This is a genomic window from Acinetobacter sp. RW6 (assembly GCF_041956835.1).
In the GTDB taxonomy this organism is placed as follows: Bacteria; Pseudomonadota; Gammaproteobacteria; order Pseudomonadales; family Moraxellaceae; genus Acinetobacter; species Acinetobacter calcoaceticus.
The window spans coordinates 2,763,771-2,777,163 of the sequence record NZ_CP167121.1 but is presented as its reverse complement, the minus strand read 5'-3'; the positions used below and the strand labels follow the sequence as shown (position 1 = coordinate 2,777,163).

Genomic DNA, 13,393 nt, shown 5'->3' with positions numbered 1-13,393 from the left:
TCTGAATTACGGGTATTTTACGTGAAAACGGATATGAATGCAGATTTATGATTTTTGCAGTATTTTGTATGTATAAATATACGCTTGTATTTGCTTAAAGTAAGATGACATGTAATGAAGGTGTCATATTGCTAAGCCATGTATAAAAAAGACAAACAGGGAATGATCATTGTTTTGATCGCTTTGACTTTGTTTTTAGCCATGTCAATTGGTTTTAAATTTCATAGTGCCGTTGTTGTTTTATCTATTGCATTTATCGTAATACTGGTTCAGTTATTGTCGAATCTGCATCAGCGTCTGACACATTTAGAACAACAGTTTTCTCATCAAGCAACTCCTCTTTATTCTATTCGTATGCAAACAACAGTGATTTATGCGGCTACTTTGGTTGCATTAGTTGCTTATATGAATCACTGGATGTGGATTGCTGGCGGTGCATTACTAGTTTTATTGTTGTGCCTGATTCAAATGATTAGTGCATTTCATACTCGACTGTTGTACCTCGAGACAGTAAAACAAACTGTTCATGTAAATGAAGTTGTAAATACAGATGCTGTAACACCCGTACTAGAGCCAATTGATCCAAACAATATGATCAAGCCAGCTCTACCTGAAACGAACACTTTAGATCAAAAAGAAAATCTAGCTCCTGTACAAACTGCATGGTGGCAACCAGCAATAGATTGGATGGTGCATGGCAATCCAATTTTAAGAGTTGCTGTTGCTGTGCTCATGGTTGGGGTAGTGTTATTACTGCGTTTTGCAAGTGAACACTGGCAGCTGAGTTTAGGTGTGAAACTTGGATTTATCGCTATTGCTGGAAGTGTATTAACGGCATTTGGATATACCTTACAAAAGAAAAATCAGCTTTTTGCTGTGGCGTTGCAGGGTGTTGGTCTGGCAGTTGTATTCTTAACGCTTGTGTTCTCACATCATTTCGGTGTAATCGCCAACTTAACTACAGCTAGCATCTTATTTACTATTTTATTAGCAATCACTGTATTTTTAAGTTTAAAGCAACAGGCGATTTATTTAGCGATTTTAGCACTCGGCATGGCTTATGCTGCCCCTTTAGTTATTCCGCAATATCGCCCTGATGTAGTTTTTCTATTTAGTTATTACCTTGTTATTAATCTTGCGGTTGCCGCCGTTAATTTTATTCAGCCTTGGAAAATCTTAAATCAGATTGCTTTTTTTGCCACGATGTTTATTGGTGGTACTGCAATCGCATTTTATGCAGAGCCAGCAAAATTTGACACATTGGACTGGATTTTATGGCTGCATATAGGATTATTTATTTGGTTAAGTGTACGTTATAGCCAAAATATAGCTCGGCTTTCAGAGCATGAAAAACAAGAAGGGATTCGTTTACCCCCTTTGTTGGATGTTGGTCTTATTTTTAGTGTTCCAGTATTAGGCTTTACATTACATGCCTATTTAGTTCATGAGTCTACACAAGCATTGACTATTGGCGCCGCAGTATTAGCGGGAACTTATGCACTATTAACTTTCTGGATCAAAAAGAGTCATCCTCAACTTTCAGTACTAGCAAAAAGCTTTTTTATTCTTGCCGTTGCATTTTTTGCTTTAATCTTTCCACTTGCGAAAGGGGCACATTGGACTGCAATTGGTTGGGTTGCTCAAGGTACTGCACTCATTGTGTGGGGAGTAACTGAACGCTACCGGTTGAGCCGATATATTGGTGTAATTTTAGTTTTATTAAGTTCAATTGCGCTGTTTTATCAATTTTGGGCAAATGAACAATTTCCAACATTGAGTACAAGCATTTATGCAATTGCCCAATTTATTTCAGCCTTCTATTTGTTGCAGTACAACACTAAAGAGCAACACTATTTTAGTGCCAGCATGTTTAGCGGTATTTTCTTATGTTTAGGGATGTATGCGGGTGCTGTAGCAGGTGTAGAAATAATGGCATGGCACCATCATGGTTTGAGTCCGTATTTGATGATTGCTATAGCTCTAATAGCAATATTTAGTTTAGTTGTGCACTATAAATTGCGTGTGCAATGGCAAAGTTTGCAGTTAATTTTAGTTAGCCTGTTACTGTTGTTAATTTTTGGTGAGGTCTTTACCAGCCAAGTATTCACCATGTTTAAATGGCCGAGCATATTGCAACAGGGCACTTTCCTTGTTGCTGCAATTGCTCTTAGTGTCTTATTTATTATGGCTCAACCGCAGTCAGGTCAGTCTGGATATCTAAAAGTATGGGCTGGTTTAGGCTGGTTAACATTAGCAACGGTGGGGTTGGCGATCTTTCCACAAATGCCAATAGTTGCTTTGGCTTTTGTACCCGTAGTTTATTTACTCTGGGCGTATAAGTCCCATAAAACTGCTTTGTTACATCAAATTCCGGTGTGGTGTTTAAGTTTACTTTGGTTGCTTGTGGTGAGTGTCGACATCCATTCTGCCGAGTACCTTTATTTTGTTCCTTTGTTTAACTTAACTGATTTCCTTTCAATTACAGTATTCGCAGGTCTACTCTTTATTATCTATCAACATGCTTTTAATCAAGATAAATCGCTTGAGTGGACTTTTAAAATTATAACAATTCTAGTGGGATTATTAGTATTCAGTAGTGTGGTGGTCAGAGGTTTGCACCATTACTGGGCGACACCACTATGGAGCGCTGCAATTTGGACAAATGGCGTAGTACAGTTAAGTTTGACATTACTTTGGGTCGTATTAGCGTTCATTTTAACCACATTCTCTAGCCGAAGAATGATTCGTCAATTATGGTTTGTGGGTGCTGCACTTTTGGGAATTGTCGTATTAAAACTAATTTTGCTTGATCTATCGCAAAGTGCGACTTTAACTCGAGTCATTTCATTTATTGGAGCAGGTGGGGTAATGCTCATTATTGCTTATTTGGCACCATTACCACCGTCATCCGCTGTACAGAAAAATGAAGAGCCTAAGCTTTAGGCTCTCGATTTAAATCTTTTTGATTACTGTATTGATCGATATCATCTTCAGCAAAAACAGTAGGTGGTCGATCAATCAAACCCATTTTAGGAACAGGAATTTCAATCTGATTATCTAAAAATCCATTTCGAATTCTTTCTTGCATCTCATCTCGGACTTTTAAAGAATTTTCTTGTCTACACCACATTGCAAATAAAAGTTCAATTGATGATTCTCTGAATGCAGTAACTGTAACAGCAGGTTTTGGGTCATCTAACACAAGCGGATAATGTGCTGCTACGTTAAGTAGAACCTCGCGAACTTTAATGATGTCTTCATGGAAGTTAATTGCAAGTGTAATTGGAATACGTCGTATTGGATATTTAGATAAGTTGTGTACAGGCGCGCGAATAAGTTGTTCGTTTGGCAGACGAATATAAACATTGTCGAGTGTAAGTAATTTTACAGAAAGCAAATCAATTGAAATGACTTCACCTTCAATCGTATTTCCACGAATAAGTGTAATCTGAATCGTATCACCGACTTCAAATGAACCTTCACCAATTAAAAATAAACCACTAATCAAGTTACTGGCAGACGTTTGCGATGCGAAACCAAGTGCTACGGTTAGAATCCCTGCCGCGCCAAGGAATACACTGAGTTTAAAACCAGCTTCTTTTAAACTCGTCATAATGAAGAGTAAGAAAATAAAATAAAAAATACCGCGCCGCCACACCAAACGTTGATGAGCGTTAAAACGTGAGCCAATGGTTCTAATAAATGTATTTGAAATAATACGGGCAAGAACAAAACCAATAAAGCACAGTACAACACCGACTAAAATTTCACTAATACGCTCGGTATTGATATTGGTAAATATACTGGTGAGGCTATCAGCGATATCCTTAGGAATACTTGTATCAGCCATATAAACCTCTTAAAAGAATGAATCAAACATATTGAATAATGCTCCACCAGGTGAACGTGGTGGATGAACATAGGTCACTTCGCCAGCTAGAGGGGGAGTCCGGTTTTCAATACGAATGCGTGCGGGACGATCAGAGCCTTCATAGAAAACTTTAATTTGAGAAGTCCATAAACGCCCAGTACTTTCACTGTAAAAAAGAGGCAGAGCGGTAACAGGTACATTCATGCGGTCAAAACGCAATTGATGATTACTGGTATTGTGAAAATCAATTGGAGTAACAGCACGAAACGCACGGGGTGTTAACAGGTTCAAATCGGTACGCCCATCTACGGAAGTGGCATAACAGATTTCGCCTTGCTGGGCATTTGGACCAAACCATGTATCTTTGGGCTGAATTAGAGGAATTTCAAATAAAGGCTCATGCTGACTTTCAACTAAACCGGCAATCCATAGCGGTGTACTAATATAAAGAGTCCCGCGTTGTCCCGCTGGAATGTAGATAGGATCAACGGGTTTAATGACTACGGAACGGTCTGCCAGACGTGGCATAAGTAGAAATTCTGGACTAGTTTTCCGGAACATGTAGCGTTCTACTTGAACAGTATGCGGAAAGGCAAAATTCGGATCTGCGATTGGGTGCCAATCTTGCTCATTATCATCCTGAAGAGATGGGCGATAATATTCTATACGCCATTCCTTTATGCCACGCGTTAGACGAAAAAGCATTGAACCAAATTGCCATGCTTTAGCCTGATTAATTTCAAAGTGCTGTTCGCCCCACCATTTTAAAGAATTCTGGGGACGAGGCTGATATTCATTATTTTCAAACAAGACGTAAAATTCCTCTACCGAGTTGTTAAACAGACTTCACGCTGTAATCTGCTTAGAGTACACTCAAAATCATCTTACTCATCATTATAAATTGTGATGCAAATATTGAAACAAATACAAGTTCCATATAGTTTTGCCAAGCGTCATGGTGTTTTATTTCGTTATGACGGTGATCAAGTATTTATTATTAGACGTCAAAACACTGAAAAAATTGCATTGCAGGAAGCAAGACGAATTCTAGGTAAGCCAGCTCACTACCAATTATGTACTGAACAAGAATTTAATGCACTGCTTAGTACAAGTTATGCGCGAGATACAGGGGAGTCACAAGAAGTTGCAGCAGGTTTAGAAGATCATCCTGATTTATTAAGCTTGGCCGATCAGGTTCCTGAAACAGAAGATCTGATGGATCAAGAAGATGATGCACCTATTGTCCGTCTTATTAATGCGCTACTTTCAGAAGCAATACGGGTAGGAGCTTCTGATATTCATATTGAAGCTTTTGAAAAGAAACTATCTGTACGATTACGTGTAGATGGCCAATTACGTGAAATTGTACAACCACGCCGTGAGTTGGCGCCTTTGCTGGTTTCACGTATTAAAGTCATGGCAAAACTCGATATTGCGGAAAAACGGGTGCCGCAAGATGGGCGTATTTCTTTACGTCTTGCTGGACGTGAAGTAGATGTACGTGTTTCGACTTTACCTTCATCGCATGGTGAAAGGGTTGTAATGCGTTTGCTTGATAAACAAGCTGGTCGTCTTAATATGATCCATTTGGGGCTGATGGCAAATGACTATGAGCGTTTAACTCAGTTAGTACATCGTCCGCACGGGATTATTTTGGTAACAGGTCCTACAGGCTCGGGGAAAACGACGACCTTGTATGCAGCCTTATCGGATTTAAATGACAATACTCGTAACATTTTGACAGCCGAAGATCCAATTGAGTATCAACTTGAAGGTATTGGGCAGACACAAGTCAATACTAAAGTGGATATGACTTTTGCTCGTGCTCTAAAGGCAATGTTGCGTCAAGATCCAGATGTGGTCATGGTGGGTGAGATTCGTGATCTGGAAACTGCTGAAATTGCAGTCCAGGCATCACTAACAGGTCATTTGGTTTTATCTACACTGCACACCAATACCGCTATTGGTGCGGTCACCCGGCTTAAAGATATGGGGATTGAACCATTCTTATTATCGAGCTCTTTAATTGGAGTGATTGCTCAACGTTTGGTTCGTACCTTATGTCAACATTGTATGACATGGCGTGAAGCAGATACTTTCGAAAGACAGGTATTTCAGCATATTCATAGTGAGTCTATGTTGAAGTTACCACAGGCTCAAGGATGTGATCATTGTTCACATTTAGGTTTTAATGGGCGTACGGCTATTTATGAAATCGTGCCTGTTGATGATTCTATGCGCCGTCAGATTCACGGAAATGCGGCTGAATATGAATTAGAAAACCATGCTCGTCAGTACTCTGGCTCTATTCGTGATGATGGTTTACGCAAAGTACTTACAGGTAAAACTACACTTGAAGAAGTGCTTCGAGTAACCAATGAAGCAAGTGAAGCATAATTTGTAACGTGCAATAAAAATGCCCGATAATATTCGGGCATTTTTAAAACTTGAAAAATTACTCAGTCACAATATTAAAGTTCACATCAATATTATTGCGAGTTGCATTTGAATATGGGCAAACGATATGAGCTGCTGCAACTAACTTTTCAGCTTCTTCACGGTCCATGCCAACCAAGTAAACATTTAAAGTTACTTCAATACTAAAACCTGTAGGAATTGGACCAATACCTACTTCGCCTTCTACATACGCATCTTTGCTAATATTAAATTTATCGCGGTTGGCAACAAACTTTAGAGCTCCTAAAAAGCATGCTGAATAACCAGCTGCAAATAATTGCTCAGGATTTGTTACAGCACCACCAGCGCCACCCATTTCTTTAGGCACACCAAGTTGTACATCTAATACACCATCTGATGAGGTTGCACGGCCATCACGACCACCGGTTGCTTTAGCTTTTGCGCGATAAACAACTTTTTCTAATGACATCGTTTTTATTCCTAAAATAAATTGAATACAAATATATCGTACACGACTTAATTATTTTGACAAGTATATTTTTTGAAAAAATTGCTGTTTATTTGACTAGGTTTGTACGGAGTTTAGTAAGTTGATCTTTTAGGTCCAGTAGTGTTGTCATATCACATGAACTTGCATCTAATACTTCGGCTGGAATATTCATTGCCTGATCTTTTAATTTTTTTCCTTCATCGCTTAACGTAATAATAACTTGGCGTTCATCTTGTGTTGAGCGAGTGCGGTGAAGAAAATGTAGGGCTTCTAATTTTTTCAAAATAGGGGTGAGAGTTGATGATTCTAAAAAAAGCTTGGCACCAATTTCTGAAACAGTAACTTTATCCTGTTCCCATAAAACTAACATCACCAAATATTGAGGATAAGTAATACCCAAAGGTGCTAGGAGTTTTCGGTAGAGCTGATTAAGAGCTAAATTTGTTGAATAGACGAGGAAACATAGTTGATTCTCAAGCTTTAAATTTTTACAGTCTTGGTCCATATATTCCTCAAAGAAACTAATATTGCTTTTGTAGTATATCGCGTTCTATTCAGTTTCTTAAATGTTCATAAGAATAGGTTATGAATAAAGTAAATTAAGGGGCATAAAAAAATGGAATAATTAAATCAATTATTCCATAAGATAAAAATCTTTTAGATAAAATTGTCTACCATAGATCTGCAATTTTTTTCATTAAACGTGCACGATATTTAGCAGTAGGATTATTTACACTACGTTGTTGCTCTTGTTCATAAAAATTTTGCCAAGCAGTAATCATTTCAAGTGTTGTTCCTTGTTTTTTAATCATAGAAACATCTGCTGGTTGAATATTTTCTAAACGTTGTCTTGCGCCTTCTGCGCCAGTTCCCCATCCAATTATTCTTTGGCCAAATGCAGGCAAAGGAATATCTTTAGGAGTAGAGGGAAGAATATCTGATTTGAGTTGTGCGGTTGGTGAAACGAAATGATTCGTTGTACCAAACTCTGCATAACAATGAATATTTGCCCCCAAGCAAAAAAAGCTAAATAAGTATTTCCACATGAATAATTAAACTTTTAATAGTGAATCAATTTACGGTGTGTCATTAGAGGCATTGAAGAGCGGACGAGATCTTGTGCTGTTAAATCAAAAGGTACAGTGATTAAACCATTCCCTTCATATCCAATCATACTTAAAATTTGACCACGACTATCTGTTGCCCCCGAGTGTCCCCAGGTTTGTCGTTTTTCACCATGCCAGCCCTGTTGTGCTGCACCTAAAACATAACATTGGCTATCCATTGCCCGAGCCTGTAGCAGAAGTTGCCAATGCATTTGCCCAGTTGTGTAGGTAAATGCAGCAGGAGCAGTAAGAAGATGAGCACCTTTTTGTCTGAGTGTTAGAGCAAGCTCTGGAAAACGTAAGTCATAACATACCATTAAGCCAATATTGCCAAAAGGGGTAGATGTGACTACTACGTCTGTTCCTGGTTCAAAGAAACGAGACTCTTGATAACCGCCGACCGCATCACTAACTTGTACATCAAATAAATGGATCTTGTCATAACGTGCTTCTGTACGCTCAGGGCTGATACAGAGGCTAACTGTTCGGACGCGACCATCTTGAATCGTAGATCCATCTGGACGGAATGGACATGGTAAGGTTCCAGCCACAATCCAGATTTGATATTGATGTGCTAGTTGCTCAAGCCTTTGTTGAATAGATTCAAATTGCTCAGCAGTTTCACGTTGTTTTCCAGCAGCAAAACATACAAAGTTTTCAGGGAAAACAATTAAGCTGGCATTTTGCGCCTTGCTTTGTTGAATCAAAGACTCAATGACTTGAAAATTATTTTCAATATCATCTTGAGAGTTCATTTGAGCAACAGAAACAAGGGTCATATTCTAATCCGGCTTAATCGTGAAAATCAGGCATTTTGCTTATCCGATACCTGTTCAAGCGTATCTTGTTCTTTCTGTAACTGCTTCACAAGTGGCTCAAACATATTCTGATTGTTTGCATTGAGTTTCATCAATGTCTTATGTGCATCCAGAACAGTTCTTAGCATTGCATTATGAGTGATTTGTTCATCTGTTAACGTTAACGTACAAACATTAGGATCACCACAATAATTCAAAATGACAAAAACCTGCCCTAGCCCCATACTGTTGGCTAAGGTTGTGATATCTGGATTGGTAGATAGCATCACAGCTTGAATATGATGAGTCTGTTTCAGCTTTAAACCTAGCTTAGCTAAGATACCTAATACAGTACTATCAATAAATGTTGTTTGGGTTAAATCAACGATTGCACCAACAACATTCTCTTGCTGTTCAATTCTGTTTAAAAGTTTGTCTAGACTTATACAAGAATGGGCTCGCACTTCACCAATAAGTTTGAAAATATGCGTTCCATTTAAACTTGCATATTCAACATGACCTGTTGACATATAAATGCCATTTTCAGAGAAGGATAGAAAAATTATCACATAGTGCCATCTCAGACTCAAGAGTCCTTAGGTCGTATATTATGTAATTAATTGATTCGTAAATTAATTCATTCGACAAAGACTGAAGATGGCAATATCATCGGCCACATGATCGGGTGCTTGAAATGATTGATTTTGCAAATGATGGACCAATTGTTGGAACTGATCATTCAAACCACCATCAAAGGGTTCGAGGGCTCCATCAGAGCAAACAATGAAGCGCGCATGGCGATTTAGTGTACAAACATGCTCTTCAACTTCGAGTTCATCAGTTAAACCTAATGGAAAACTGCTCGTTGTTAGAATTTTAGGTGCTTGATTGGGTTCAAAAATGATAGGAGGTGGGTAATGCCCAGCACTTGACCAACGAAGAGTATGCGTTTCAAGATTTAAAATACCGACAACAATCGTAATGTGCTTTTCAATATTTTCTTGAACCAACATCCCGTTTAATTTTTTAATTAATTGTCTTGGGGTTTTAGATCGACCATGGAAAGCTGCCATCCATGATGTTAACAAACTACTCGTTACACCATGACCTGAAACATCGGCAAGATAAAATAAAACTTCTTTATCATTTAATTTCCAATAGTCGTACCAATCTCCGGAAAGATAAGCCGAAGGCTGAAAGAAAGTTTCGACTTCATAATTTAATAAATCGATTGGGTTTGGTAACAATCGTTTTTGCAATTCAGCAGCCGAAGGTAAGTCACGGCTATCTTGATTACGTTTATATTGAGCATCAATTCTTGATAAGGCTTTGTTTAAATCGTTAGGTAATTGATTCCATACCCAACCTGCAAGAGCACCTGCTTCCCATGCATGAGCTAAAGCGCTACCTTCATTTTCAAAAGCAATTACAATAGTCGGTAAATTCCACTTATAAGTTAAGAAATCTTGTACATCTGCAATTGCAATGATGGTTGGATCATATAAGTCTAAATCATCTATGTTAATGACTTGTAAGCCTGGTAGTTTATCCAAAGCTTGCTCTAAATAAGGAATAGAGCGTGTCGGTTTAATAAAATACATAGAAGATATGGTAGTCCTTTTATATGATCACTTTATTCATCATAGAGTATGTATCATCAAAATCAAGGTATTGCCGAACTCTCAATCTAAGCAATACCTCGATTTCATCTTTTAAGGGTTTTGATTCTCATCTGGTGTATCATCTGAGTCATCATCAATGAAAGACACATCTGCTGAGTCGCCCTTTTTCTCTGCAATCTGGAATGCTTTACGTTGGAGATATAAGTCTCTAATCATAGCGTATTGATCACCCTGTAAAGTTTGATCCAAGTCCAGATATTGAGCGCGGGTATCAACAGCTTGTAATAGATTGCTTGACCAATAAAGACCCTCTTGATCATCCATAACATATTTTTGTGGACGAGCTTGAGCGTCTACTGCCAAGCCAAAACCATCACGCAAAGTACTTGGCCCAAAGAAAGGTAACATAAGGAATGGACCAGAAGGCACACCATAGTAACCGAGAGTTACACCAAAATTCTCTTCCTCAGTTGGTAAACCTAAGCGGCTGGCTGGGTCTGCCAAACCAAGAGTAGTTAAGGTATTAATTGTAAATCGACCTAAAGTTTTTGCTGCACGACTCGGGCGACCTTGAATAAGTTGATTAACAGCATTCCATGGTTCACCAAGATTTTTACGGAACTGGCGATAAGAGCCACGTACATCTTCTGGAGTCTTTTCTCTATATTGAACAGCAACAGGACGCAAGAAATTGCGGTCCAACATATCATTAAAAGAATAAATTGGACGGTTCAATGACTGCAAAGGATCTTTAACTAAATCTGGTTGTGCTGCATTTGCATTAATTTTTAAATCTTTAACTTTAATATTTTTTAAATCTTTAATAATTTGTGAACGGGGGTGATTCGGCCCCGTTTCTTCTAATGAACTAGCATTAGCAGATTCACTTATCGTGTTTTCTTGAGCATATATAGAGGTACAAACACCTACAGATAACACGCTTAGTAAAATTAAATTAGAATAATTCATATAATTCCTTAACCGCCAGCCAGGCTAATACTTAATGTGCAGTTGGATGGAGATATGCTTTAATACAAAATTGATAACCTATTATCAATGTAAAATTGATCAAATAATATAGATAAAATGCTAAAAAGGCTAAAAAACAAACAGACGGTGATATTAATTTAGAAAAGGTATTGCAAAGGGTTATTAATCCTCTATAATGCACATCCATCGGCGGTGATGCAGATAGAAACTTGTTGAAAAACAGTTACTTGGAATTGAGTGAGTTGCTTTAGGTAATGAATTTGATGAGAAGTTAGTTTTGAGAATAAGTTTTAAAAATATCGAAATTACCTGTTGACTTTTAAGAGATTAAGAGTAATATAGCCGACCTAGCTTGCTGGTGACGAACCAGTAAGAAGATCATTAAGAGATTATGAAGAACAACTTGTGTGGATTTTTACTGATTGATCGATCGAAATATTATCATTGATTGATTGGTTTAAATTACTCGAAGTTTATTTGAGCGAAATTTAAGTCAGAAAATTGATGAGCCAGAATTGGCACCTTGTCTTTAATAAGGTGCAAAATGATTTTTAACTGAAGAGTTTGATCATGGCTCAGATTGAACGCTGGCGGCAGGCTTAACACATGCAAGTCGAGCGGAGTGATGGTGCTTGCACTATCACTTAGCGGCGGACGGGTGAGTAATGCTTAGGAATCTGCCTATTAGTGGGGGACAACATTTCGAAAGGAATGCTAATACCGCATACGTCCTACGGGAGAAAGCAGGGGATCTTCGGACCTTGCGCTAATAGATGAGCCTAAGTCGGATTAGCTAGTTGGTGGGGTAAAGGCCTACCAAGGCGACGATCTGTAGCGGGTCTGAGAGGATGATCCGCCACACTGGGACTGAGACACGGCCCAGACTCCTACGGGAGGCAGCAGTGGGGAATATTGGACAATGGGCGCAAGCCTGATCCAGCCATGCCGCGTGTGTGAAGAAGGCCTTATGGTTGTAAAGCACTTTAAGCGAGGAGGAGGCTACTGAAGTTAATACCTTCAGATAGTGGACGTTACTCGCAGAATAAGCACCGGCTAACTCTGTGCCAGCAGCCGCGGTAATACAGAGGGTGCAAGCGTTAATCGGATTTACTGGGCGTAAAGCGCGCGTAGGCGGCTAATTAAGTCAAATGTGAAATCCCCGAGCTTAACTTGGGAATTGCATTCGATACTGGTTAGCTAGAGTGTGGGAGAGGATGGTAGAATTCCAGGTGTAGCGGTGAAATGCGTAGAGATCTGGAGGAATACCGATGGCGAAGGCAGCCATCTGGCCTAACACTGACGCTGAGGTGCGAAAGCATGGGGAGCAAACAGGATTAGATACCCTGGTAGTCCATGCCGTAAACGATGTCTACTAGCCGTTGGGGCCTTTGAGGCTTTAGTGGCGCAGCTAACGCGATAAGTAGACCGCCTGGGGAGTACGGTCGCAAGACTAAAACTCAAATGAATTGACGGGGGCCCGCACAAGCGGTGGAGCATGTGGTTTAATTCGATGCAACGCGAAGAACCTTACCTGGCCTTGACATAGTAAGAACTTTCCAGAGATGGATTGGTGCCTTCGGGAACTTACATACAGGTGCTGCATGGCTGTCGTCAGCTCGTGTCGTGAGATGTTGGGTTAAGTCCCGCAACGAGCGCAACCCTTTTCCTTATTTGCCAGCGAGTAATGTCGGGAACTTTAAGGATACTGCCAGTGACAAACTGGAGGAAGGCGGGGACGACGTCAAGTCATCATGGCCCTTACGGCCAGGGCTACACACGTGCTACAATGGTCGGTACAAAGGGTTGCTACCTAGCGATAGGATGCTAATCTCAAAAAGCCGATCGTAGTCCGGATTGGAGTCTGCAACTCGACTCCATGAAGTCGGAATCGCTAGTAATCGCGGATCAGAATGCCGCGGTGAATACGTTCCCGGGCCTTGTACACACCGCCCGTCACACCATGGGAGTTTGTTGCACCAGAAGTAGGTAGTCTAACCGCAAGGAGGACGCTTACCACGGTGTGGCCGATGACTGGGGTGAAGTCGTAACAAGGTAGCCGTAGGGGAACCTGCGGCTGGATCACCTCCTTAACGAAAGAT

11 protein-coding genes and 1 rRNA gene are annotated in these 13,393 nt (G+C 39.7%); 3 read left to right on the top strand and 9 right to left on the bottom strand.

The window, feature by feature from the left end:
* Positions 1-138: 138 nt before the first annotated feature.
* Complete coding sequence (locus ACB088_RS13125; RefSeq protein WP_375037184.1) at positions 139-2,943, top strand: DUF2339 domain-containing protein; 2,805 nt, start codon at positions 139-141, stop codon at positions 2,941-2,943.
* Here the strand turns inward: ACB088_RS13125 and ACB088_RS13120 are convergent.
* Together ACB088_RS13120 and ACB088_RS13115 are read right to left on the bottom strand one after the other, a co-directional pair.
* Positions 2,933-3,850: a mechanosensitive ion channel family protein gene (locus ACB088_RS13120; protein ID WP_375037183.1), complete on the bottom strand. Its 918-nt coding sequence runs from the start codon at positions 3,848-3,850 to the stop codon at positions 2,933-2,935. The two genes, ACB088_RS13125 and ACB088_RS13120, sit on opposite strands and share 11 nt — an antisense overlap.
* A 9-nt stretch (positions 3,851-3,859) precedes the next feature.
* The gene (locus ACB088_RS13115) at positions 3,860-4,681 is read right to left on the bottom strand and encodes a hypothetical protein (RefSeq protein ID WP_092707444.1); all 822 of its coding nucleotides are present in this window, start codon (positions 4,679-4,681) and stop codon (positions 3,860-3,862) included.
* 96 nt (positions 4,682-4,777) lie between these two features.
* Between ACB088_RS13115 and gspE the strand changes: the two genes are divergently transcribed.
* Entirely contained in the window at positions 4,778-6,268 is a 1,491-nt protein-coding gene (gspE, locus tag ACB088_RS13110) for a type II secretion system ATPase GspE (RefSeq protein ID WP_004641278.1), read from the top strand.
* A gap of 58 nt (positions 6,269-6,326) precedes the next feature.
* Here gspE and ACB088_RS13105 read toward each other — a convergent pair whose 3' ends face one another.
* From ACB088_RS13105 to ACB088_RS13075, 7 genes are all read right to left on the bottom strand, one after another.
* Entirely contained in the window at positions 6,327-6,758 is a 432-nt protein-coding gene (locus tag ACB088_RS13105) for an organic hydroperoxide resistance protein (RefSeq protein WP_003655074.1), read from the bottom strand.
* A gap of 88 nt (positions 6,759-6,846) precedes the next feature.
* Positions 6,847-7,284 carry a MarR family winged helix-turn-helix transcriptional regulator gene (locus tag ACB088_RS13100; protein ID WP_375037182.1) on the bottom strand — a complete coding sequence of 146 codons (438 nt, stop codon included), beginning with the start codon at positions 7,282-7,284 and terminating at the stop codon, positions 6,847-6,849.
* Between the two features lie 166 nt (positions 7,285-7,450).
* Positions 7,451-7,825, bottom strand: coding sequence for a DUF4951 domain-containing protein (locus ACB088_RS13095; RefSeq protein ID WP_151744283.1), 375 nt, complete (start codon positions 7,823-7,825; stop codon positions 7,451-7,453).
* A gap of 14 nt (positions 7,826-7,839) precedes the next feature.
* The gene (locus tag ACB088_RS13090; RefSeq protein WP_375037181.1) at positions 7,840-8,664 is read right to left on the bottom strand and encodes a carbon-nitrogen hydrolase family protein; all 825 of its coding nucleotides are present in this window, start codon (positions 8,662-8,664) and stop codon (positions 7,840-7,842) included.
* Between the two features lie 26 nt (positions 8,665-8,690).
* Positions 8,691-9,212, bottom strand: coding sequence for an anti-anti-sigma factor GigB (gene gigB, locus ACB088_RS13085; RefSeq protein WP_002117273.1), 522 nt, complete (start codon positions 9,210-9,212; stop codon positions 8,691-8,693).
* Positions 9,213-9,314: 102 nt separating this feature from the next.
* The gene (gigA, locus tag ACB088_RS13080) at positions 9,315-10,283 is read right to left on the bottom strand and encodes an RsbU family protein phosphatase GigA (RefSeq protein WP_009390851.1); all 969 of its coding nucleotides are present in this window, start codon (positions 10,281-10,283) and stop codon (positions 9,315-9,317) included.
* A gap of 111 nt (positions 10,284-10,394) precedes the next feature.
* Positions 10,395-11,273: a VacJ family lipoprotein gene (locus ACB088_RS13075; protein ID WP_375037180.1), complete on the bottom strand. Its 879-nt coding sequence runs from the start codon at positions 11,271-11,273 to the stop codon at positions 10,395-10,397.
* Between the two features lie 573 nt (positions 11,274-11,846).
* Between ACB088_RS13075 and ACB088_RS13070 the strand changes: the two genes are divergently transcribed.
* A 16S ribosomal RNA gene (locus ACB088_RS13070) occupies positions 11,847-13,384 on the top strand.
* The last annotated feature ends 9 nt before the right edge of the window (positions 13,385-13,393 follow it).